19 protein-coding genes are annotated in these 23,767 nt (G+C 58.3%); 2 read left to right on the forward strand and 17 right to left on the reverse strand.

What is annotated here, in order from left to right; genetic code table 11:
- Positions 1-62: 62 nt before the first annotated feature.
- Together BJL95_RS20380 and BJL95_RS20385 are read left to right on the forward strand one after the other, a co-directional pair.
- Positions 63-2,000, forward strand: a complete 1,938-nt coding sequence (locus BJL95_RS20380) for a MacB family efflux pump subunit (protein ID WP_071160525.1) — start codon at positions 63-65, stop codon at positions 1,998-2,000.
- Positions 1,997-3,391: an efflux transporter outer membrane subunit gene (locus BJL95_RS20385; RefSeq protein WP_071160526.1), complete on the forward strand. Its 1,395-nt coding sequence runs from the start codon at positions 1,997-1,999 to the stop codon at positions 3,389-3,391. The genes BJL95_RS20380 and BJL95_RS20385 overlap by 4 nt, the downstream gene beginning before the upstream one ends.
- 110 nt (positions 3,392-3,501) lie before the next feature.
- On the opposite strand, the gene BJL95_RS20390 is transcribed toward BJL95_RS20385, so the two are convergent.
- From BJL95_RS20390 to BJL95_RS20470, 17 genes are all read right to left on the reverse strand, one after another.
- Positions 3,502-5,004 (reverse strand): TolC family protein, encoded by a 1,503-nt coding sequence (locus BJL95_RS20390; RefSeq protein WP_071160527.1) that lies wholly within the window; start codon positions 5,002-5,004, stop codon positions 3,502-3,504.
- On the reverse strand, positions 5,004-6,230 hold the full coding sequence (locus BJL95_RS20395; RefSeq protein WP_168032623.1) for an efflux RND transporter periplasmic adaptor subunit: 1,227 nt from the start codon (positions 6,228-6,230) through the stop codon (positions 5,004-5,006). The genes BJL95_RS20390 and BJL95_RS20395 overlap by 1 nt, the downstream gene beginning before the upstream one ends.
- The gene (locus BJL95_RS20400; protein ID WP_071160528.1) at positions 6,217-7,410 is read right to left on the reverse strand and encodes a glycosyltransferase family 4 protein; all 1,194 of its coding nucleotides are present in this window, start codon (positions 7,408-7,410) and stop codon (positions 6,217-6,219) included. The genes BJL95_RS20395 and BJL95_RS20400 overlap by 14 nt, the downstream gene beginning before the upstream one ends.
- A gap of 3 nt (positions 7,411-7,413) precedes the next feature.
- The gene (locus BJL95_RS20405; RefSeq protein WP_064030665.1) at positions 7,414-8,274 is read right to left on the reverse strand and encodes a glycosyltransferase family 2 protein; all 861 of its coding nucleotides are present in this window, start codon (positions 8,272-8,274) and stop codon (positions 7,414-7,416) included.
- Between the two features lie 9 nt (positions 8,275-8,283).
- Positions 8,284-10,092, reverse strand: a complete 1,809-nt coding sequence (locus BJL95_RS24255; protein WP_083386182.1) for an aminotransferase class I/II-fold pyridoxal phosphate-dependent enzyme — start codon at positions 10,090-10,092, stop codon at positions 8,284-8,286.
- A 36-nt stretch (positions 10,093-10,128) separates the two neighbouring features.
- The gene (locus BJL95_RS20415; RefSeq protein WP_064030666.1) at positions 10,129-11,250 is read right to left on the reverse strand and encodes a Gfo/Idh/MocA family protein; all 1,122 of its coding nucleotides are present in this window, start codon (positions 11,248-11,250) and stop codon (positions 10,129-10,131) included.
- A gap of 72 nt (positions 11,251-11,322) precedes the next feature.
- The gene (locus BJL95_RS20420; RefSeq protein ID WP_071160529.1) at positions 11,323-12,615 is read right to left on the reverse strand and encodes a hypothetical protein; all 1,293 of its coding nucleotides are present in this window, start codon (positions 12,613-12,615) and stop codon (positions 11,323-11,325) included.
- A 130-nt stretch (positions 12,616-12,745) separates the two neighbouring features.
- Entirely contained in the window at positions 12,746-13,351 is a 606-nt protein-coding gene (locus BJL95_RS20425) for a nitrogen fixation protein NifQ (protein ID WP_071160530.1), read from the reverse strand.
- 29 nt (positions 13,352-13,380) lie between these two features.
- On the reverse strand, positions 13,381-13,731 hold the full coding sequence (locus BJL95_RS20430; protein ID WP_064030669.1) for a 2Fe-2S iron-sulfur cluster binding domain-containing protein: 351 nt from the start codon (positions 13,729-13,731) through the stop codon (positions 13,381-13,383).
- 21 nt (positions 13,732-13,752) lie between these two features.
- Positions 13,753-14,040, reverse strand: a complete 288-nt coding sequence (locus BJL95_RS20435) for a 2Fe-2S iron-sulfur cluster binding domain-containing protein (protein WP_064030670.1) — start codon at positions 14,038-14,040, stop codon at positions 13,753-13,755.
- A gap of 259 nt (positions 14,041-14,299) precedes the next feature.
- Complete coding sequence (locus tag BJL95_RS20440) at positions 14,300-15,580, reverse strand: FprA family A-type flavoprotein (RefSeq protein ID WP_064030735.1); 1,281 nt, start codon at positions 15,578-15,580, stop codon at positions 14,300-14,302.
- Complete coding sequence (locus BJL95_RS20445) at positions 15,577-15,999, reverse strand: ArsC/Spx/MgsR family protein (RefSeq protein ID WP_071160531.1); 423 nt, start codon at positions 15,997-15,999, stop codon at positions 15,577-15,579. Before BJL95_RS20445 ends, BJL95_RS20440 begins: the two co-directional genes overlap by 4 nt.
- Positions 16,000-16,004: 5 nt before the next feature.
- Positions 16,005-16,289, reverse strand: coding sequence for a 4Fe-4S dicluster domain-containing protein (locus tag BJL95_RS20450; protein WP_064030672.1), 285 nt, complete (start codon positions 16,287-16,289; stop codon positions 16,005-16,007).
- 91 nt (positions 16,290-16,380) lie between these two features.
- Entirely contained in the window at positions 16,381-17,874 is a 1,494-nt protein-coding gene (gene nifB, locus BJL95_RS20455; protein ID WP_064030673.1) for a nitrogenase cofactor biosynthesis protein NifB, read from the reverse strand.
- 190 nt (positions 17,875-18,064) lie between these two features.
- Entirely contained in the window at positions 18,065-19,192 is a 1,128-nt protein-coding gene (locus BJL95_RS20460; protein ID WP_071160532.1) for a two-component system response regulator, read from the reverse strand.
- Between the two features lie 4 nt (positions 19,193-19,196).
- Positions 19,197-23,288 (reverse strand): response regulator, encoded by a 4,092-nt coding sequence (locus BJL95_RS20465; RefSeq protein WP_071160533.1) that lies wholly within the window; start codon positions 23,286-23,288, stop codon positions 19,197-19,199.
- A 111-nt stretch (positions 23,289-23,399) separates the two neighbouring features.
- Positions 23,400-23,762, reverse strand: a complete 363-nt coding sequence (locus BJL95_RS20470) for a DUF4186 domain-containing protein (RefSeq protein ID WP_071160534.1) — start codon at positions 23,760-23,762, stop codon at positions 23,400-23,402.
- Between the last annotated feature and the right edge of the window lie 5 nt (positions 23,763-23,767).

Here is a 23,767-nt window from a genome sequence, read left to right on the forward strand (position 1 = left end):
AAAAACCGCCGTAAGGACCCCGGACCGCTCGGTCCGAACGCGGCGCCCGGAGTACCGCGCCTATGAATCAGACGCCATTGCTGCAACTGACCGACATTCAGCGCGTCTATCCGAACGGCGACGCCACGGTTCGAGCGCTGGACGGCGTCTCGCTGACGATTTGGCCCGGCGAATTCGTCGCGATCGTCGGCCAGTCCGGGTCGGGCAAGTCGACGCTGATGAATTTGATCGGCTGCCTGGACCGCGCCGACGCCGGCGCTTACCGGGTGCTCGGTCGCGACGTGGCCGACCTGGACCCCGACCAACTGGCCGCGCTACGGCGGGATAGCTTCGGTTTCGTATTCCAACGCTACAATTTGCTGAATACCGCCACCGCCACCGAAAACGTCGAGATACCTGCCCTCTACGCCGGCCTACCGAAGCTCGAACGCCGACGACGCGCCTTGCAGCTGTTAAGCAAACTGGGTCTGGCCGAGCGTGGCGAGCACCGACCGATGCAACTTTCCGGCGGCCAGCAGCAACGGGTCGCAATCGCCCGTGCCTTGATAAACGACCCGCCGGTGATTCTGGCCGACGAACCGACCGGCGCGCTGGACAGTCACAGCGGCATGGAGGTGATGAGTCTGCTCGGCAATCTGCACGCCGAAGGCCGCACGGTATTGTTGATCACGCACGACGAAAAAATCGCGGCCCATGCGCAACGCGTGATTCATATCGCCGACGGCAAGATCGTCGGCGACGGGGAAGCTCATATCGGCGGTTCGGCCGTGCCGCCGCCGGCGCACCCCGGCATCGGCGGCGCAGGGCTGGCGGCGGAACTGGGCGAAGCAGCCAAGACCGCGCTACGCTCGCTACGCGTCAACCTGTTTCGCACCGCGCTAACCTTGCTGGGCATCGTCATCGGCGTCGCCGCCGTCGTGACCATGTTGGCGGTCGGCCAAGGCAGCCAGGAAAAAGTGCTGGAGCAAATGCGGGCGATGGGCACCGACATCCTATCGATCCGCCCCGGCCTACCGGGCTTTCGCGGTGGCGGCGACGTGGCCACCTTGACACTCGCCGATACCGACGCGATCGCGGAACTGGCCAACGTCGCATCGGCCGCGCCGGAACGCAACGGCCGGATGACCGTGCGTTACGCTAGCGTCGATTACGCGACCAGCGTGCAAGGCGTCGCGTCCAGCATGCCGTGGGTACGCGACTGGCCGATCGCGCTTGGCGATTTTTTCGACGAGCGCGACCAGCGGCGCTACGCACCGGTGGTGGTATTGGGCGAAACGGTACGCAAACTGTTGTTCGCCGAAGGCGAAGACCCGCTGGGCCGTTTCGTGATGATAGGCAATATTCCGTTCGAAGTGATCGGGGTAATGGCAACCAAGGGTGCCGACGCCCAAGGCAGCGACCGCGACGACGCGGTGTTCGTGCCGATTACGACCGGCCTGACCCGTTTGTTCGGCCAGAAGTATCTGGGGGGCGTCACGGTGCGGGTCGAGGACGTCGTTAAGATCGACGCCACCCAACAAGCGATCACCGATTTGCTGATCGCCCGTCACCAGACCGAGGATTTCCGGATACGCAACATGGCCTCGATTATCGAATCGGCCACCGAAACCCAGAATACCTTTACCTTGATGCTAGGCATTGTCGCCGCTATTTCCTTGCTGGTCGGCGGCATAGGCGTCATGAACATCATGTTGGTCAGCGTCACCGAACGCACCCGCGAAATTGGTATCCGTATTGCCACCGGCGCCCGCCGCCGCGATATTTTGTTGCAATTCAACACCGAAGCCGCGGTGGTCTGTACCTTGGGCGGATTTATGGGCGTGTTGCTGGGATTTGCCGCCGGTTACGTTTTGAAGTACTTCGAGATGGCGGTGCTGTTTTCGCCGCTGCCGGCGATCCTCGCTTTTTCCTGCGCCTTCGGTACCGGCGTGTTATTCGGCTACCTACCGGCCCGCAAGGCCGCCTTTCTGGATCCGGTCGTGGCCTTGGCGGCGGAATGACCAAGAAAGCCCGACATCCAGCGCTCCTACTTGCGTTACTAAGCCTGAACGCCGGCTGCAACCTGTTGTCCGACTACCGACGTCCCAGCGCCGAAACGCCGACGCATTGGCGGGAAGCGCGCGCGGTCGATCCGGCCGATATCGATGAGCAATGGTGGCGAGCTTTCTCCAGCGAGCAACTCAACCATTTGATCGGCGAAGCCTTGGCCGCCAACAAGGATTTGGCCGCGGCCGTTCAACGGATAGCGCAAGCGCGCGCTCAAGCCAGAATCGCCGGTGCCGACCTCTGGCCCAGTGCGACGTTGGACGGCAACTTCAGCGACAGCCGCAACGAACTGAGCGACAGCCAGAAAACCAGCGGCCAAATCGACATCGCTTACGAGGTGGATTTGTGGGGCGCCAATCGGGCCAAGCGCGACGCCGGCGGCGCTCGCGTGCTGAGCCAGCTGTTCGCCCGCGACGCGCTACGGCTGGTCGTAATGGCCGACATCGGCCTGACCTATTTCAACCTGCTGGCCCTCCAAGAACGCCGGCAAATCGCGGCCGATTTCCTGGAAACGGTCGATGCGATCTTGACTATCGTCGAAGCTCGCCAACGAGCCGGCGCCGCCTACGAACTGGAAGTGGCCCAGCAACGCACGGCCCATGCCAATGCCCGCGCCAGCCTAGACCAGCTGATCCAGCAACAAGCGCTGGCGGAAAACAGTTTGGCGATTTTACTCGGCCACCCGCCGCAACATTTACACTTGGCGCCGGCGCGATTCGCCGATCTGGCGACACCGAGCATTCCCGCCTCGCAGCCCGCCGACCTATTACAGCGAAGACCGGACATCGGTCAATTGGAAATGGAGCTGGTGGCCGCCAATGCCGATATCGCCGTGGCGCGCGCCGCGTTTTATCCGAAGTTGCAGTTAAGCCTAAGCAGCGTGCTTGCCAACCCGCAACCGGCCGGCGTGGCGGCGAGTCTGGCGGCCGGACTTTCCCAGCCGCTGTTCCAAGGCGGGCGCTTGGAAGCCGCTCTGGACTACGCATTAGCCGCGAATGCCGAGTTGATCGAAAACTACCGACAAACCGTGTTGACCGCCTTCAAGGAAGTCGAGGACGCCGCCGCGACCTTCGCCAACAGCCGCCGCCGTCTGCAAGCCCTACAAAGCGCCGCGGAGCAGGCCAAGTTGGCTTACCGGATTTCCGAGGACCGTTACCGTTTGGGCGCGGTGGATTTCCAAGCATTGTTGAATGCGCAGAGCAGTTACCTGAGCACCGAAAACAACCGCGTCCAAGCAAGATTGGATGTGTTGACCGCTCAAATACAAATGTATAAAGCTTTAGGGGGTGGTTGGTCGCTGGTCGAGCAAAACACCGATCCGACGGCGCAAGTCTTGTCGCCCTAGCTAACAAGAAAACGCAATCACGCAAGTCGGGGCGCGCGGCGGCGCTGCTTTTCTCAGCGCGTCGGCCACGCCAACATCTGTCGACCGCGAATCCTCCGGTATTGTCGTTGTCAACGAATGTTAGCGAGCACGTCGATGCCGTGCAGATGTTTCAACTCGGCTTCCGCCACCAGATAATCGAACAATTTATCCAAGCGCTGGGTTTGGGTCGCATCCAGATTACTTTCCAGATTCCGGTATTCCATCGGGTTCATCGTGCCAAGCTCCACACTTTTCCGGCCGGCTTCCAGTCGGCGTTCCTGAACCTTGCGCAATTTGTCCAGCAGTTCGATCTGCTCGGTCAATTTGGTTAATTTATTTTGAAATTGCCTGGATTGGCTGCGGGTATCGTCGATCGCGCCGCGCAATTGCTCGTCCAACATGGTCTTGTCGTGAGAGGCCACCTTAACGGCGGCATCGCGAGCCTCGAAATTGGGCAACTCGACTTGCACTTCCACGCCCACGGTCACCAAGTCGTTGATTTCCCTGGATTGCGAAGTACCGACCGACTTGATGTAGGGACTGTAACCGGCCCAGGTCGAGACGGTGGGTTTCCAGACATCTTCGTGCTTGTCGATTTCGACCGCTTGTTGAACTATCTGGATATTGACTTCCTGGGTTTGGAACTGCAAGGCCCGGTCGATATCGTAGGCGTGAACATCGCTCTTGCCCGGCTCCAGCGGATAGTCGTCCAATTCCACGCCGGTGGCATTCTTGATATCCAGCCAGCCCAGCAACTCGTTCATTTTGGTATCCATCGCCTCGCGGGTGTCGCCGGCGGTCAATTGCTGATTCAGCAAATTGCCTTCCTCGATCACGACGCCGACTTCGGAAGCGCGCCCCAATTCGAAATTGCGTTGTTGGGTTTTGCTCTGGTCGCTGATCGCCTCGAGTTTGCGAGTCTCGATATCCAGCTTATGTTTCTGCACCAGCGCCGCCAGATAGGCCTTATAAACCGAGAACATCACATCCTGTTCGGTACGGTTCAAACGCGCCTCGGCTAACTGTATACCCAAGCGGCTCTTGGCTGCCTCGTACTTGAATTCGGATTTGTACCACCAGGGCGCGGTCCAGCGTAGACTCATATAGGTGCGTTCCGAATTGGAACGGATCGAGGTCGGATTGGCCGGGTCGACGTTGACCACATTTTCGATCTGGCTGGTATCGCCGAACTGGTAACTTTCATTGACGGTGAATTCGACCTCGGACGCGTATTTGGCGTCCTCGGCGTCGTAGTTCAAACGCGCCGACCGCACGTCGCGACGCGCTTTAACGACCGAAGGGTTGTGGCACAACGCCATTTTGATCGCGCCCGGCAAGCTCAAGCGACCGACCGACTGGCGCGGTATGCCTTCGCAAAATGCCGGCGCGGCGACTTCGCCGCTGTCGGCTTCCGCATCGTCGCCATAGGGCCACGCCTGAGCCGAGGACATACCGGCGCAGGTCATCGCCGCACCGATCAGCCAAGCCCGAATCCAGTCGCGGCTTCTGGCTCCGGTTTTGTCTAGACGTCTATCGCCGATCTCCGCCTCGTTCGAGGCTTCGACACTCATCTTCGCCGATTTTCTATTCATCATTCTTCAAATTTGACTTTATCGCCGGATTGCAAACCAACTTGTCCGCTCAATACCACGCGCTCCCGCTCGCCGAGCCCGGACGAAATCGCTACCATGCCATCCATGCTGGCGCTGTAGGTGACCTGCTTCAATTCCAAACGCCGCTCGGCATTGACCGTCATGACGACGCCGCGCTGTCCGGAATAATTCAGCAAGGCTTTTTCCGGTATCGCTAGGGCCTGAAACGGATAATCGAAGCGGCAATAGCCGTTCATACCACGCGCCAGCGGTATCGATTCGGTCGGCACCCCCTCCAATTCCAACCAAACGTTGAACGTATAGGGGACTGTCGCGTCGGCCTTGCCGGCGACCGCGATGAAGTTGTCGATTTTAATCACCTTGGCGGCGAACGGCTTATCGGGATAGGCCTGCAAATAAACTTCCGCCCGATTGCCGGCTTGTATCGTCGAAAAATAGCGCTGATCGACCGAAGCCTTGAACATCAAGGTGTCGCCCAGCGACATCAAGCCGTTCTTCGGACCGAGGATGTTCTCGCCCGCATAGGTCGCCACCTGGACGACTTCGCCGTCGATCGGCGACAGGATGTCGGTCTTGGCGCCGCGACTGCTTTGCTTGGCGTCGCCGAAGATGTTCTTGCTGCGCGACTCGAACGATTGGCTCAAACTTTCCTGCGCCTTATTCAATTCGATTCGGGCCTGATTCATGTCTGCTTCGTACTGAGCCAAATCGGTTTGGGCGATGATGCCGCTTTTGAAGGCCTCTTTTTCCCGCAAATAATCGCGACGGGCCTTTTCGTAGGCATTGCGTTTGTCCTCGACATCCAAACGAGCTAAACGGGTCGGACTGCCGCCGTTATCCAGACGTAGCAACAGATCGCCGACCTTGATTTTCGCGCCGCTCTCCACATACACATCGGTCACGATACTGGCGACTTCGATATTGATCGGCACCTCGTGCAAAAAGCCGATTTCACCGGCCGCCGACACGGTCTTAACCATTTCCCGCTGGCTCGGCAACGCGGTTTCGACTGGAATCTCCGCGTTCATTTTGCGCAACATGGCCGGATAACCCATCGCCGAGCTCCACAAGCGGGAATTGGGCGATTTATAGGTTGGCACGATCGCCGCGTACAACAAATATGCGCCCAGCAGAATTAGGCCGACGTAAAGCCAAAACCAACCGGAAACGCCGGATAGTATCGATAGTGGTTTAGGACTTTTCACGAGTAACCGAACCATATACGTTAGACAAGGCGTCTATGATACGCCGCCAATCGAAATATGTCCTCGCGTGGGCCGCTCCGGCATTGACCAAACGCTCGGCCAATTCGGGGTTTTCGAGTACTTTCAATACCGCATCCGTCAGCGCCTTGGCGTCGCGTTGCGGCACCAGCAAGCCGGTTTCGCCATCGCGAATCACGTCGGAGATGCCGCCGACATCGCAAGCCACCACCGGCGTCAAGTAAGCCAAGGCCTCGACCAACACAATGCCGAGACCCTCGGTGTCGCCCCGGCTATCGACAATGGACGGCAACACGAACACGTCGGCCTCGCGATACAATTGTTCCAATTGCTCGTTGGTCACGACGCCGTGGAAGCTGACGCTGGCTTCGATACCAAGCGTTTGGGCCAAGGCCTTCCACTCGGCCGCCTTGTCGCCGTCGCCGACGATATGCAAGCGCGCTTGGGTGTGCTTGACGATGTCCGGCCACGCATTCAGCAAATAGCCGACACCTTTGCGCTCGATTAGACGGCCGACATACAACACGTCCTTGACCGGCTTGGCGCGGTTTTTCTCGACGGGTTTGATCTCGACAGTGGCGCCGAACGGAATCACGTGTATCGATGCCACCGGAACCCCGGTCAGTGCCGCGAGCTGTCCGGCGGTATAGTTGGAATTGCAGATCAAGGCCTGGGCGTGCCTGACCGCATGGCGAATGAAATAGGCGACGAACGGAAACTTCTTGGATAGCAGCAGTTCGGCGCCGTGAAACGTCAGCACGATGGGCGTGCGATGCGCCATCGCCGCGAAATAGCCCCAGATCCCATGCGGGAACGGCCAATGGACGTGAATAACATCGTAATTGCCGCGCCGGCAAAATCCGATCGCCTGGACCAGACCGGACAGAATATAAAACCCGGCCACGAACAAATACAGCGGATTGCGAATCCGGTTGGGCGCGCCCTGAAAATGGGTCAAATTTTCGAAGCGCTTGAAAAAATAACGGAAGCGGTAAACCGGCACGCCTTGCACGCTATGGTTTTCCCGGCCTTCGTAGCTGGGCGCGAACACCTCGACCCGGTAACCGCGCTCGGTCATGTATCGGTTGCACTCGACCAAAAACGAACCGTTACGGTCGTCTTCGCCGAGCGCATACACCGAAGTCATCATGCACACTTTCATGGTTTAGCGATCTCCGGTTTTTAAAATGAATTCGACGGCGGCGCCAATGGCCAGCAATAACACGCTGGTCAACGCCAATCCGGTCGCCGCGACACCGCCGAGCACACCCTGACCGAGCAAGGCAATCGCCAGCGCCGCTACCGCGCAATAACCGAAAAACAGCAAGGGCCGATCGCCGTAAGCCAGCAATAATTTAACCGTCACCAGATCGGCGATAGCGATCGAAAAACGCTTGAGTCCAAAATTGGATCGGCCGTAACGGCGTTGATGCCACTGAGTAACCACTTCCTTGAACCGGCAGCCGCGTTTCTGCGCCAGGATAGGCACCAAAAACCGGTGCCAATCGGAACGCAGCCGCAAATCGCTCAGCTTTTCGCGGCGAATCAACTTGATCCAGTTCATGTCGTGCAAGCGCACCCCAAACAAGTACCAGTTGATCCAATTGTAGATTTTCGAAGCCAACAATTTGCCGTCGCCTCTGTCCTTCCGCCAGCCGACCACCACGTCGGTCTCGTCGTCCATCGCGCCGTACAGCACCGGGATGTCGTCTTCCGGCAAGGACTCCAGATCGGACGGCACCAGACACACGTAGCGGCCGGCGGTGTTGGGATAGGTATCGACAATCGTCGCGGTAATCCCCATCTTGTGCGGCCGGCTGACCAATTTGATCGGAACGTCGCCGGAGCGGCCGGCAAAGGCCGCCACCGCCGCGCCGGTACCGTCGGTGCTGCCGTCGTCGAAAAACACGATCTCGGCCGACACGCCCAGATTTTCGACAGCTTGCAACGCCCCGCTCAGAAAGCGTTCGACGTTACCGACCTCGTTATACGCCGAGGTGACAATGGATAATTCCGGAGCCGCCATGTCGCCGCCTTATGCCTGGAAAAAACGCTGTATCGTGGCCGCGACGTAATCGATCTGATCGCGGGTGATTTCCGGGAACATCGGCAACGACAAAATGTTGGCGGCGGCCTCTTCGGTACGCGGAAAATCGCCGGCCGAGTAGCCCAGGTAAGCCAGCGCCGGCTGCAAATGCAACGGCGTCGGATAATGCACGCCGCTGTCGATGCCGTTGGCTTTCAGAAAGGCGGACAATCCGTCCCTATCCTGGCAACGCACCACGTACAAGTGGTAAACCGGCTCGCAGCCTTCCGCGACGGCCGGCAACGTTAACGGTAAACCGGCCAGCTTTTCTTGATAATGGGCGGCGGCTGCCTGCCGACTGGCGGTCCATTTCGGCAAATGCTTGAGTTTGACGTTGAGCAACGCTGCTTGCAAGGTATCCAAACGACTATTGCGGCCAATGATTTGATGCAAATATTTAGTCGAACGGCCGTGATCGCGCAGTTTGGCGATTCTGGCCGCCAATTCGGAATCGTTGGTGGTCACCGCGCCGGCATCGCCGTAGGCCCCCAAGTTTTTACCGGGATAGAACGAGAAACAACCGACATCGCCGATACCGCCGACGGTCTGGCCGTTGATCGTCGCGCCGTGCGCCTGCGCCACGTCTTCTATAACCCGTAATCCGTGTTTTTTGGCAATCGCCAGAATTTCCGGCATCGGCGCCGGATGCCCATACAGATGCACCGGAATGATCGCCTTGGTCTTGGCGGTGATTTTGCTTTCCAACGCGGCCGGATCGATTTGATAAGTCAGCGGATCGATGTCGGCAAATACCGGGGTGGCACCGGACAAGGCGATCGCTTCGGCGGTCGCGATAAAGGTGTGCGGCGTCGTGATGACCTCGTCGCCTTGGCCTATGCCCAAGCCCATCAAGGCCAGTTCCAGCGCATCGGTACCGCTGCCGACGCCGATCGCGTAAGCGGTTTTGCAATAGCTGGCAAAACTTTGCTCGAATTCGGCGACTTCCTGACCGTTGATAAAGCGATTGTTCAAAATCACCCGATCCATCGCCAGACGGAATTCCTGTTTGTGGCGCTGATACTGGGCACCGAGATCGGCAAACGGCACGCGACGGGCGGGCGCATCGGTCGGCGCGGCTCCGTCGGTTTTGTACGGACTTTGCGGCATCAACTCGTACTGGCATTTAACGCCCTCGACCTCGCCGATTTTCTTGGCCGGCACGCCGAACAAAATCGCGCCGTCCTCGGTCGATTTGGTGATCACACTGCCGGCCCCAACCAATACCCGTTCGCCGATTTCGAGATTCGGGCTGACCGTCACGGCCGCGCCCAAAATCGCGCCGCGGCGGATCACCGGTCCGTTCAGACATTCCTTGGCTTTGTCGCAAGTCGGATGCGGCACGTTAGTGGTGATGACTCTAGGCCCCAGCCAGACATCGTCCTCCAGCACGGTGTATTCGCACAAACCGGCTTGGGCCTGCAGACGCACGTTGTTGCCGATCTGGCAGTGGTGCTCGATGACGACGTTAACGCCGACCGAACAATGATCGCCGAGGTTGGTATTCTCGCGAATGAACACGTAATGACTGACATGGCAATGGCTACCCAGAGCCGCGCCGGCGTAAATGATCGTGTTCGAACGAATATGGGTATCGTCGCCGATCACGGTCTCCAGTTCGCCGGGCTGATAGCCCTTGGGCGGATAACCGATGATGCAAAAATCCTCGATGACGACGTTCTTGCCGAGCTTGACGTTGGGGTGGACGATGGCAGTCGGCGCCACGCTGGCCGACGACTGCGAATTTTCTGAATTGGACATGAATTAAAAATCTCGTGGGTCGAAAAACTGAAGGGGTTACTTGCGCGGTTTACGAAGATCCTCGGCCGTGTCGCTCCGTCTGCGCATTTCCGCCCGGCCCAGTCGACTATGCGTCGGCTGAAAGCGCAACCAGACTTCGCGACTGGTCGCGGCGGACTCGTAAATCGCGCTGATCAAGCGCAACGACTTCAAGCCTTCGAGACCATCCACCATCGCACCGCCGCCGTGATTGATCACGTGCACCACGTTGCGCAAATATTCCAAATGGCCGAAGCCATAGACGTTGGGCGGATTCTGGTTGAACTCTTGCAACACCAGCTCGTCGTCGGGCGTCGGCTCTTCGAACAACCACGTCTTCATCTGGTTAACGGCGAAACCGCCGATCTCGACAGTACCGTGTTCGCCAAGGATGTTGATCGACGCCTCCAAATCTTTCGGCCGGGCCGCCGTGGTGGCTTCGATGACGCCCAGCGCGCCGTTACGGAAGCGTAGCACCGCGACGCCGGTATCCTCGACTTCGATATCCACCAGACTACGCGCGGTGTATGCGAACACCGAATCGACGTCGCCGCACAGCCAGGTCAGTAAATCCACGTGGTGACTGGCTTGATTGGAAAACACGCCGCCGTCCCACAACCAAGTGCCGCGCCAGCCGTCCTGATCGTAATAGGCCTGATTGCGCATCCAGCGCACTCGCGCGGTGGCCATCGCAATCTTGCCGAAACGCCCGGCCTTCATCGCTTGATGCAGCTTCTGCACCGGCACGTTGTATCGATTTTGCTTGACGACGAACAGTTTGACTTGGGCACGATCGCAAGCCTCGATCATTGCCTCGGCATCGTCCAACGTTAACGCCATCGGTTTTTCGACGACTACGTGTTTTTTGTATTCAACAACTTCCAACACGTGCTGAGCATGGCAACCGGTCGGCGTCAGCACGTTGATCACATCAATCTTGTCGCCCATCGCCGCCATCATTTCGTGCAGGTCGGTGAAGTGCGGCACGCCGTATTTGCTGCCGAACAATTCCGCCCGTTCCTCGGTGACGTCGCAAACCGCCACCAATCTAGCGCCTTCCACGGGTCCCGACAGTACCTCCGCATGCCGAGAGGCAATCCGACCGCAACCCAATAACGCAAAATTCAGTGTATTTTCCATTTTCTTCCCGAATAACTCATCCCCACAGAACATAAACGCGGAATTGCCGATTCCGCACCCTAAAACTTTAGATCAACCGTGCTTAAGCGCAAATGCCATCACGCTGTCGGCCAGACGGCCCGCCTCGGCATCGTCCGCGATCACCGACCAGTAGTAAAGGCAATAGGCAACTTCGCCATAATTGATTTCCTTGACCTTGCCGAAGAAACTTTCCTGGCCCAGCCCGGTACGCGTATTGCCTTCGGCCGACACTTCGCCGCTAGTCAGAATACGCGGTTTCAACCAAGCCATACCCAAGCGCACCGCGTCGAACAACTGCTGGCGCAAACGAGCATCGTCGGAATAGGACCAGGCAATTTGCAGATTCATCAATGTGACAGCCTGGTAGCTACTATCGTGACCGCCCTTTTCGACGAATACGCCATCGCCGCGTTGAGCCGCCACCACGTCGCGCAAAAATCCGTTACCGATCGCAACCAAACTAGGATCGTCCAACAATTTGCCGTTCAACTGAAATGCCAGCGCATCAAACACCAGCCGGTTGGCGGTGTGACCATCTTGGCGCAGCATTTCATCGGTATTTTGTCTAAGCCAAGCCATCGCCTGGCGGACCTTAGGCAACAAAGCTTCCAAGCGCGCTGTATAGGCCGGCTGGCTGTTATCCTCTTTCAGTATCCACAGCATTTGCCCGTAAGCTTGCAGAAAAAAAGTGTCGGCATTGATCGCCGTGCGCGGCGATGCACCCTGGCCATTATGAAAATATCCGCTCGGATCTTGCTTGCCGAACGCAAATTCCGCGGCCCGCGCCGCTTTTTCAAACAATTCGGGATTTGCTTCCACCAAAGCCAGCGCCAATACCCAGCCGGCATCGCGCTGAGCCGCGACATCGGAAAACTCGTCGATATTCCGCCCGGCCGCCCCGCTGGCATCGATACGGCGGGGATTGCCCTTATAGGCTAGAAGTTGGCGAAACGTGGCGTTCGACGCCAGCGTTCTGATGACGGCACGTTGCGCCTTGACGGGACTGGTGGATAACGGAGAGGTCGCTACCGGCGACTGGATTGCAGCGCTTGGCGCGCCTGCGTCGCTTTGGGTGGGCTTGGGCTGTTCGAGGGTTTGAAACGTCGAGTCCAGCTCGGAGAGAGCAGCGGCTAATCCGCGCAAATCGTTGTGTTGGCGAGCTTGCTCGATGGCTTGCACCTGAGCGTCGGTGACTCGCAAATCGAACCCGCGCCGTTTTAACCCTTCGTAATGCTGCTTGAGTTCGTCATAGCGGTCGCGCAAAGCCCGCTTGTCCAACTCTTCGGCATGCCCGAGCGTCGCAATGCCAAGCAACGCCACAAGCGCCCAACGATACCAATGCATTTGTCCATTCCTCCGGAAAAACTCCGGCGTCCAAGCAAAAAGCACAAGTATAAGTTAAAAATGTGATAATTCCGGTAAAACCAGTATTTTAACGAAATCTTAATAGAGCGACTCTTCTCGTCGAGAGCGGTTAATCTTCCGGCCCAAAGCACTGTGGGTAGTCGTGACAAACCTCGCAGGAGGGCGCCCGACAGACATACAATCCTTCGGCCTCGCAAAGCTGCTTATATAAAAACTTTTTCCACTTCATATCCTTGCTGTTGCGCGCCACCAATTCCGGAAAATTCCGCCGTAACATATCGGACAAGTCCTTGCGCGACCATAAGCCGAGATCTTGCCAAAGATGATCGCTGCCCAAGCAAGCCGAAACGATCAACGAGATCAAAATTTCCCGATCGTCGGCTTCGACGGCAAATTGCCGCAACAACACTTCCAAATCCTGTTTTTCCAGCATCCTACCGTAATCCAGCACGCTACCGGACACTGCCGTTTCCGCTAACGAATATCCGGAAAAATGCCGCGCCAGCAACTGCTTGAAATCGTCGGGCTCCAAGCCCATTCGGTCCGGCAACACGCCGTCTCCGACCGCCCAACTGGCGATAATTTGCGCCAGCCAGACGCGATTGGGCGTCGGGCTGGCACGGGCCAAAAGATCGTCGCGGATCGCCTGCCTGGACTGGTTTTTTGCCGCCAAATCGGCTTCCGCCGGCGACGCTAGGACGGGTATGCAACTCATCGACTTTCCTCCGGCCGGGGTTAACCGAGTTAGTATTCGACCCGGATGTCTTCGTCTCTGACTATCATCTGGCAGGCCAGACGCCACTCGCATGGCAAATCGTCGACGATCATTTTTTCCAACTCCTCGGCGGTTACCTTACCGACTTCTTTCAACACGGTTTTTTCCTTCTCGGTCAGCGGACCGCCCATGCGTTGATTTTTTTTGTCGATACTGGTTACCCGCACTAAACAAGTACCGCACTCTCCGTCTTCGCATTCGAAGTTAATCGGAATCTTGTTTTCCAAAGCCAGTTTCAGCACCGTCTGAGTGTGACTGCCGGCTACCGCGTAAACGGTTTTATCCCGATATTCGGGACTGGTAAAGGTCACTAAAGCCATGTCTGCCTCCTGTGAAGTGGGTTACACCGGTTTGACGGAGATTTGACCGCCCAACACTTGCGCCTGACAAGCCAGACGATTGTGTTTGCCGGCCATGTTTTCCCGCAGCACCTTATCTTCCAGCACCGATGGCTCGGTCAAATGATTCCAGCCCGAAGTCACCTTCATGATGCAGGTGCCGCAATCACCTTCTCGGCAGCCGTAGGTAATCCCAGACCCGACTTTTTCAGACACTTCGATGACTCGAGTGCCGGCCGGAACCGTGACAGTGACATTGATATCTTCGAACGTAATGGTCGCTTTGGCCATTGCTAAAACTCCTTAAGGTATTGAAAATAATCCCGAAAACCGCCTAATCTGACGAATCTTCGTTGTGGAGGCCCGATAAGGCCCCCCGATTTCCACCGCCTTTCGACGGTGGATCCACCGATGCGTCCTTGCATCGGCCCGGCCGAAACCCAGGGGCTCCGGCCGAATACTCGGTAAACCGCTTGTGCTGCTCAACAAGCGGGACAATCGGTGGCAAGACTCACACGGTCCTGTCCACGCGGCGCGCGTCGATGTTGTTTCAGGCCAAATCGGCGAAATTCACGGTGCGGTTGGCTCGGGCGCCGGTCAATTCCTGCGCCAGTTCCAAGCCAAAGGCTTTGCATTCCAAAATTTCGTCGTCGGTCGGGATCAGTTTCACCCGCAAACCGGGAATCGGCACCCGCAATTTCAAGCCGCGCAGACGGTCCTCGACCAGACGCACGCCTTCGCCGGTCCAGCCGTAGGAGCCAAACACCCCGCCCAACTTGTTTTTTAGATTGACCACGGTCAGCGAGGACAACAAATCCCAAATCGGCTTGACCGCGTCGCCGTTGATCGTCGGCGTACCCAGCACCAAGCCGTCGGCTTCTTCGATCAAATCGACGAAAGGCGCCACTTCTCCGCCCTCCAGGTCGTACAGCGATACCCGCACGTCCTCGACCTGCATCGCGCCTTGGTAAATCGCTTCCGCCATGCGCCGGGTATTCCCATAGGAACTGATGTAGAAAATCAGCAGAGTCTTCTGATTGGGGCTGAGCTCGTTATGTAGGGCCGGGCTGGACAACTGCCGGTAGCGCTGGATGTAATGCTGCGGCCGGTCGCGCAAAATCGGGCCGTGCGTGGGAGCGATCAGCGTCAGCGGCAACGGCTCGATCAGCTCCAGCGCGCGTACCACGTATTCCTTGAACGGCCGCATGATGTGCGCGTAGTAATACTCGAACGAGAACCGAAAATCGCCGACGCAATCGTTGTACAAACGCTTGTCGCAAAAATGGCAACCGAATACGTCGCCGGAAAACAAGATAGCTTCCTCGGGGGCGTAGGTGCACTGAGTATCCGGCCAGTGCAGGTAAGGTGTGTGCAAAAACTCCAGACTACGGTCGCCGAGCGAGACCGAATCGCCGGTCAACACCGGCGTAAAGCTCAACTCGTTCTGTTTCAGCAACCCCTTCAACATCGATTGCGCTTTTTGCGAGATGAACAACTGCGCTTGCGGCGCCCGCCGCATCAATTCCGGCAGAGCGCCGGTGTGATCCGGTTCCAGATGATTCAGAACGATGACCTTGATTTCCGAATAATCGGCCACGCTTTCCAGTCGAGCGAAAAAATCGCCGGCAAAACCTTCCTTCACGGTATCGATGACCGCGACACCTTCGCTGCCGCGAATGATGTAGGCGTTGTAACTGGTGCCGTTGGCCGTCTTCAGAATGATGTCGAAGGTACGCAGATTGGGATCGAAAGCGCCTATCCAATGCACCCGCTCCGATAACGACACCGCTACCGGAACGCCGTCATCGTTTTCCAACTTTAGGGTGTTCATGGCTTGCACGCCTCGGCGTGGGCCTGCCTAGGACACGTCTCCAAATCCTTGCCGGACGGTATTTTCAAACCTAGCCAGCGATCGACCTGGGCTTCGTCGAAGCCGCATACCCGAGTGCCGTCGACTTCCATCAGCGGCCGGCGGATCAGCAAAGGCTGCCCAACCATCAACGCGATCGCCTGTCCTTCATCCAAACTATCCGGATCGATCAAGCCTTGCTTGACGGCCGGCGCACTACGGTTAAACCATTCGGCAACCGGCATTTCGCCAAAAAACGCCCTCAACAGGTCGGGTTGTTTGGCCCATGGATGCTGCAACAAATCATGCACGACCAACACGTGGCCGGCCGCGTTAAGCAACTGCTTCTGCCGGGTGTTGTTCAAACAACCCGGTTTCTCGTAGAAATGGACGATGGCCATCGCCGTCAATGGGCTTGCAGTTCCGCCATCGCTTCCGCCATGCGCTCCGGCGGGATACCGGTCAGCGAACCGGGTGGGTTGATTGCGATGCCTTGCGCGTCGAGTATCGCGCCTTCGATCGGGCAAATGCTGGCGCACTGGGTATCTTTGTAATCGCCCTCGCACTCGGTGCATTTGCGCGGGTTGATTTTAAAATGCCCGGCCGATTCCGACATATAAATTGCCTTGCTGGGGCACAAAGGCTCGCAGGCGTAGCAGTTCACGCAGGTTTCAATAATTTTCAATGCCATGACGTCACCTCTTGGCGAATGTGTGCTGAATGGGCGGGTTACCCGCGTACGCAAGCCTTGCTTGCGTACGCGGCGTAAATCCGGTCCGTAGTTACGCGGTTGCGCGTTGGTCGTCTTTCACCTCGTCCAACTTGCCGGCGGCGGCCAATTCCTTGTACACCGCCATTACCGCGTCTTCGATCGGCTCCATCGCGTGCTCGCCGTTAGGTACGATGCCGGCTTGCTCCAGCATGTCCCAAGGCTCGTAGCCGATTTTCGAACACAGCACCACTTCGCAACCTTCCAGCGCCCGGATCGTGCGCTGCAATACGCTTTCGCCGTCGCCGCAAGTCTCGTCACCGCTGCAATACAGATCGGTTTTGCGGTGGCTCATGAAACGCACGCCGTCAGGAGAAGCTTCGTAGATCAAGAACTCTTTAGCATGGCCGAAATGCTGGTTGATCACGCCTTGGCCGCTGGTGGCGATGGCCATCAGTACCGGGCGGGTGTTCAGCTTGGGCTCGTCGGCATGGCTGGCGGCTTTTTCAGCTTTGGCGGCACGCTTGCTGTGCATTTCCTCGGCAATCGCTTCGTGGATGACCTTGCGTTTTTCCATCGCGGACTGGTAATCGATTTCCATCGCCTCGATTTTGTCCATCGTGAACTCGTCGCCGCGGTCTTCGCCCAACAGACCGACCGCATCGGCGCGGCATTGCCGGCAGTGGCGCATCATATTCATGTCGCCGGAGCAAGAATCCTGCAGATCCATCAGTTCGTCTTGGGTCGGACCGCGTTGGCCCATCACGCCGTAGAAGGTGCCGTGCTCGGCTTCGGCGATCAGCGGCATCACGTTGTGCAGGAAAGCGCCCTTGGCTTTGACGATTTTGCTGACTTCAGCCAAATGCTTGTCGTTGACGCCTGGAATCATTACCGAGTTGACCTTGACCAGAATGCCTCTAGCGGTCAGCATTTCCAGGCCTTTTTGTTGCTGCTCGATCAAAATCTTCGCGCCTTTCACGCCTTTGATCCGTTTGTTTTCCCAGAAAATCCACGGATAGATTTGCGCGCCGATTTCCGGATCCACGCAGTTGATCGTGATCGTGACGTGGTCGATATTGTGTTTGGACAATTCCTCGACCGATTCCGGCAAGGCCAAACCGTTGGTCGAAACGCACAGTTTGATATCCGGCGCTTCGGCGCTGAGGCGGCGGAAGGTTTCGAAAGTCCGTTCCGGATTGGCCAGCGGGTCGCCGGGGCCGGCGATGCCCAGCACGGTCATTTGCGGAATATTGGCCGCGACCGCCATGGTTTTCTTCACCGCCTGTTCCGGGGTCAGCAATTCCGAAACCACGCCGGGACGGGATTCGTTAGAGCAATCGTATTTGCGGTTGCAGTAATGGCACTGGATGTTACAGGCCGGCGCCACCGCCACGTGCATGCGGGCAAAGTAGTGGTGAGCGTCTTCCGAGTAACACGGATGGTTTTCCACCTTGGAGCGAATCTCGTCCGACAAATGCCCTAATTGGTCATCGGACGTACCGCAAGAGTGGGAAGAACAGCCGCCTGCGCTGGCTGCGGGAGTTTCGTTTAATACTGGCAATTCCATGATGAGTACCTCGCTTGGATGGGTTACGAAGTGAGGTAGCACAGGCTATGCCAGTTCTAAAATATCCATAAGCATATGACTTTAAATAACTTTTTTTCGACAATCCCGATTTACCGTTGGAAAGGGTCGGCGCAATGTTTGCAACGACACAAACCCCGGAATCCATTTGTAAGAATTTTTACATTGATTTTCAAAGGGGATTTGTGGCTGGACCTCGATCGGTGTCCGCATAGCATTCGGCGATCTCCCGAATTTGGGCTTCTATCCGAAAAAACTCGGCCAGCATGTCCGGATCGAAATGACCGACATGCTGCTCGCGCATCGTCGCCAACGCCGATTCGTGGGACATCGGCGGTTTGTAGACGCGCCGGCTGATTAACGCGTCGTAAACATCGGCGATGGCCATCATCCGAGCCGGTATCGGAATGGCGTCGCCGGACAAGCCGTGGGGATAACCGGAACCGTCCCATTTTTCGTGATGACCGTAGGCGATCTGTTTGGCCGCGTCCAAAAAGCCGACCCGCATACCCAATTGTCGTTCGGCGCGTTCGATGGCCTCGCGACCCAGCGCCGGATGGGTTTTCATGATCTCGAACTCATCCGGGGTTAGCCGGCCGCGCTTCAGCAAAATCCGATCCGGAATGCCGACCTTGCCGATGTCGTGCAGCGGCGCCGATTTGCAAAAAATCGCCACATCGGCTTCGTTCAAGCGCCCGGCAAAACGCGGCTGGCTGAGCAGTGCCTCGGCCAGCGCCTTCACATAAAACTGGGTGCGCCGAATATGATTGCCGGTTTCCGGATCGCGGGTTTCCGCCAACGCGGTAACGACGTGTATCGTGGCATCCTGAATGGCCAGTACTTCAGCGATACGCCGCCGTATTTCGTTCTCCAGAAAGGCGTTTTGATCGCGCAGAAAATCGGCGGCCGCCTTCAGAGCCAAATGGTTCTTGACCCTGGCCAACACGATAGGCGGGCTGACCGGCTTGGCGATGTAATCGACCGCGCCCAGTTCCAAGCCGTATCGTTCGGCTTCTTGCTCGGTCTTTGCGGTAAGAAAGATCACCGGAATTTGGGCGGTGCGAACGTCGGCCTTCAACAGCCGGCACACTTCATATCCGTCCATTTCCGGCATCATTACGTCCAGCAAGATCAGGTCGGGCGGCCCGTCGCCGGCGGCGATCCTTAAACCGTGCGGACCGCTACCCGCCACCTTGACCCGGTAATAAGGCTTTAACAAGCCACTGATCAACACCAGATTGTCCGGCGTATCGTCGACTACCAGCACGGTTGGGCGTATCAATCGTTCGTTGGATCGCATGGCGCTACTCCGTTTCCGCGTCGGTTTCGTTCAATAGTGCCAAGGCTTTGGCAAACTCGAAGTTGTCGACAGCTTTGCGCAGTTCGGCAAACCGATGCGGAAACGCGCCGGCAAACAGCTGGGCATTTGCCGCCAGATAGTCGCCGGACTCGGCATCGTCGTCGCCGAGCAGCGCCTTCAGCCGGTTTAACGCAGTCTGAAATTCGCCCGCGGCGGGCGGCGGCGCCTCCACCGCCGCCTCTTCCGGCAACCAGGGTTGCAAACCCGCCGACAGCACCTGGAGTTGATCGCCGATAGCGGCCAACAGCGGAGCGAATGCGTCCAGCGCCTCGCCGCCGCGCAAACGGGATTCCAATTGCTCCGCCAGTTCCGCGACCGGCAATGCGCCGATGTTGCCGGCCAAGCCTTTTAACGTATGCGCCCGGCGCCGCGCGGTCTCGCGATCGCCGCCGGTCAAGGCCGCGCCGATCGCCTCCGCGGCGTCGGCCTGACCTTCGACGAATTTTTTCAGCATGGCCAAATAGAAGTCGGTTTCGCCCAACATGCGCCGCAAGCCGGCCGCGCTGTCCAAGCCAGGCACGTTTTCCGGCACCGGCGAGCGCGCCGTCGGCTCGGGCGGCCGTCTCGGCGGCCGCACCAGCCAACGTTTTAACAAGGCCAGTAAATCGTCCGGCTCGATCGGTTTGGCAATGTGGTCGTTCATCCCCGCCGCCAGGCACTCCTCGCGGTCTTGCGACATCGCGTTGGCGGTCATCGCCAACACCGGCAAATCCACCAATTCCGGGATTTTGCGAATCTCGCGAGTGGCCTCGACGCCGTTCATGATCGGCATTTGCATGTCCATCAGCACCGCGTCGTAACTGTCGCCGCGCAATTTGGTCAGCGCTTCCGCTCCGTCGCCGGCCACATCCACCCGGTAGCCCCAGCTCTGCAACAACTCGCGGGCAATCTGCTGATTCATTTCGTTGTCTTCGACCAGCAACAGTCGCCCCGCGCAATCCGCAGTCGGCAACGGCATCGACTCGGAAACCAATTGCGGCGCGGGACCGCCAGCCAGCGCTCGAATCACGCTGTCGAACAGGGATGAAGCGTTGACCGGCTTGATCAGTACTTCGTCGATGCCGGCCACGCTCGCCCCCGCCAACACTTCCTGACGATCGTAGGCCGTCACCAGGATCAACTTGGGGCGCGGAGTCAGGCCCATGCCGAGAATGTTACCGGCTAACGCGATGCCGTCGGTCTTCGGCATCTGCCAATCCACGAAAATCAGTTCATACGGTCGGTCGACCTTGATCGCCTCGCGGATCGCGGCGACAGCGGTTTCCGCCGAATCGGCCTGATCCGCCGAAAATAACATGCCGGTCAGCAACGACACCAGCACCGAGCGGGCGTTTTCGTTGTCGTCCACGACCAGCAAACGCTTCCCGCGCAAATCCGGCCTGGCCAGCGGCTTGGATCGCTCCTTGCCCTTGCCCAACCACACCGTAAACCAGAATTCCGCGCCTCGGCCCGGCTCCGAGTCCACGCCGACTTCGCCGCCCATCAATTCGATCAGTTTTTTACAGATCGCCAATCCTAGGCCGGTACCGCCGTATTTGCGCGTCGTCGAACTATCGCCTTGCCGAAACGGTTGAAACAGCGCGTGAATTTGCTCACCTGATAAACCAATACCGGTATCCCGCACCGCGAAGCGCAACTTGACTTCCCGCCCGCTATCCCGGTCCTTGCGTATCACGACGGATACTTCGCCGTGTTCGGTAAATTTCACCGCATTGGAACCGAAATTGATCAACACCTGCCCCAAGCGTAGCGGATCGCCGATCAACACCATCGGCACATCTTCCGCCACGTCGCAGATCAGCTCCAAGCCTTTCTCGTCGGCCTTACCCCGCACCAGGCCGGTCACGGTGTCCAGCATCCTCTCCAGATCGAACTCGATATTTTCGACCGCTAATTTGCCGGCCTCGATCTTAGAGAAATCCAGGATGTCGTTGATGATGCCGAGCAAATGGTGGCTGGATGCCTGGATGCGCTGTAAGTAGTCGCGTTGTTGGCTGCTAAGTTCGGTTTTCAAGGCCAAATGACTCAAACCGATGATCGCATTCATCGGCGTGCGAATTTCGTGGCTCATATTCGCCAAGAAATCCGCCTTCATTTTGGCCCCGTCTTCAGCCAGCTCCTTGGCCTTGCGCAAGGCCTCCGCCGCTTCGCGTTCGATGCCGATGTCATCCACCAAAGCGACAACGCCGTTGGCGGGATCGACGCCGTCCAGCGCCCGCGCCGTCACCCGCGCCCAGAACAGACTGCCGTCGCGGCGCAGCAGTTGTTGCTCGCGCCTATAGCTGCCGCCGTTCAGCATGTCTCGGTCGGCCGCCTCGCCGCCGATCCGGTCAGACTCGTCGTCGGCATACCACAAATGGGTCGAGCGGCCGTCCAATTCGCCCGGCGAGTAGCCGAAGATGCTTTCCAGTTGCCGATTGCAGCGCAAAACGATCTCGACGCGCAGCAGCGCAATGCCGGACGACGCCGAGTCGAAAATCGCCCGCTGTTCGGCGTTGGCAATTCGCAACGACTCTTCGATTTCGCGTTGCACTTGCAACTGCCGGGTCAACTGGCACTGTGCTTCGATGCGCTCGGTAATGTCGTAGAACCAGCCCAGCACGGCCTCTTCGTCCCGATACACGATCGGCATATAAGACGCCAACATCCACAAGGTGCGGCCATTGCGGGTACGGATTTCGACCTGCCTGTCCATCACGCACCGGCCTTCGGCCAATTCCGCCAAGATTTCCCGGTACTCCTCCGGGCGGGTGTAGTAGCGACCGGGATCGTCGCCGGTCGCGTCGACATTGTCGATAACCTCCCCGTAGCGCTGGTTGTAAAACACCACTTCCCGACCCTGTCGAGTCGCGATCCGCACTGCGATCGGGCTGAAATCCAGAATGTCCAGCAAGCGCTGCTGATTGGCGCGAATATCGGCTTCGTGCCGCTTACGCTCGGAAATATCGCTGAATAACACAAACCGGTACCACAAGCCGCCGCGTTCATCGATGACATCGTTGCCGTATGCCAGACAAGGCAATATTGAACCATCGGCGCGCCGCAAGCCGACCTCGCCCCGGTAACCGCCGCGTAGCACGTCGGCGTCGCCTGAAGCAATCCAATCCCGAAACGAACGACCCACGACCTCGGGGTCGGTGAGACCAAGCATGCTCAACATAGCCGGATTGGTGCCGGTGACGACCCCAGCCCGATCCAGCATCAACAAGCCCTGGCTGGTCGATGCCAAAATTGCCTGAATTCGACAGCGTTCCGAGGTAATTCGCCCGATCAGAAAAGTCACGGTCGCGCCGCCGACGATCAAGAGCGTGACAACGACCGCAACCCCAATCGCCATGCCGGCCGAGTCCACCGTCACAGCCGATTCCGCCAAGGTTTGCGCCGGCCGCCGGACGAAATTGGCCGCGGCCATCGCCACGTAATGCATACCGGAAATCGCGCCGCCCAGGCAGACTCCGCCTAGCAGGGACGGCAGCCAATTCGCGCGCGACCCCGCCCGGCGCTGCCGGCTCAGCCAGGGCTTTAACAACATCGCGGTAATCGCCAGCAACACGGCGACCAGCAACGAGGCCACGAACAAGCTACGGTCGTAGCGCAAGGCGCCATCCAATCGGACGGCCGCCATGCCGGTGAAGTGCATCACGCCGATCCCGGCCGCCAAGATCGCGCCGCCAAAGATTTTTCCGGTCGCCGAATCACCACTGCCCGCCAACGTGCGCAACGCCGCCCCCGCCGCGACGATCCCAGGCACTAACGAAAGCAAGGTCAACCAGGGATCGTAGCCGACAGGCACTTCCAAACGAAACGCCAACATCCCGATAAAGTGCATGGCCCAGACGCCACCACCCAACATCAACGCTCCGGCCAATAACCAAATTCGACGCCGACCGTGAGACTGGCGCGCCATGGTTTCCAATGCGCAAAACGACGCGAACACCGCGATCAGCACCGAACACGCGACCATCGCAAGATCTAAGTGCCCATGCATCAAGCCGTAAGATAAGTCGCTGGGTTCCAGGAAGAAATGTTCGAGCATCGCGTCTCCGGGCCAATGCCCTCCGCCGTTCAAAGTAGGCCGGCCGGCCACACCCCGTCAGTTTAGTCGATAACGCGCGGTTTCAGCGGATGGCTAGCGGTTCGCCCCCGCTTAAAACGGACCGGACAGATATCCCGACAACCAGCGGCCCAGCACCTCACGAATATAGGCGCGTTCAAGCTCGGTCAAAACTCTGCCGCGCGGAATGCGATACCATTTTTCCAGGCATGTTCGGCAACAACAGGCGGTGGCGTGCTGAGCGACGAAAACCGGGTGGCCCCGATAAGGGGTTTGCTTGCCGTCGTTGACCGGTTCGGCGGCGGCCAGACGCTTGGCGACGAAATCGTCGGCATGCCGTAACACCGTGTCCAGGCCCTTGTCGCGCAGGTATTTCAAATCCTTGTCCGGCAAGCGAAATTGGGCGCGGAATCCGGCCCTCGACAAGGCCGCGAACAACTCGTCCAGGTCCCTCACGCAAA

The organism is Methylomonas sp. LWB, assembly GCF_001856095.1.
Lineage (GTDB): Bacteria > Pseudomonadota > Gammaproteobacteria > Methylococcales > Methylomonadaceae > Methylomonas > Methylomonas koyamae_A.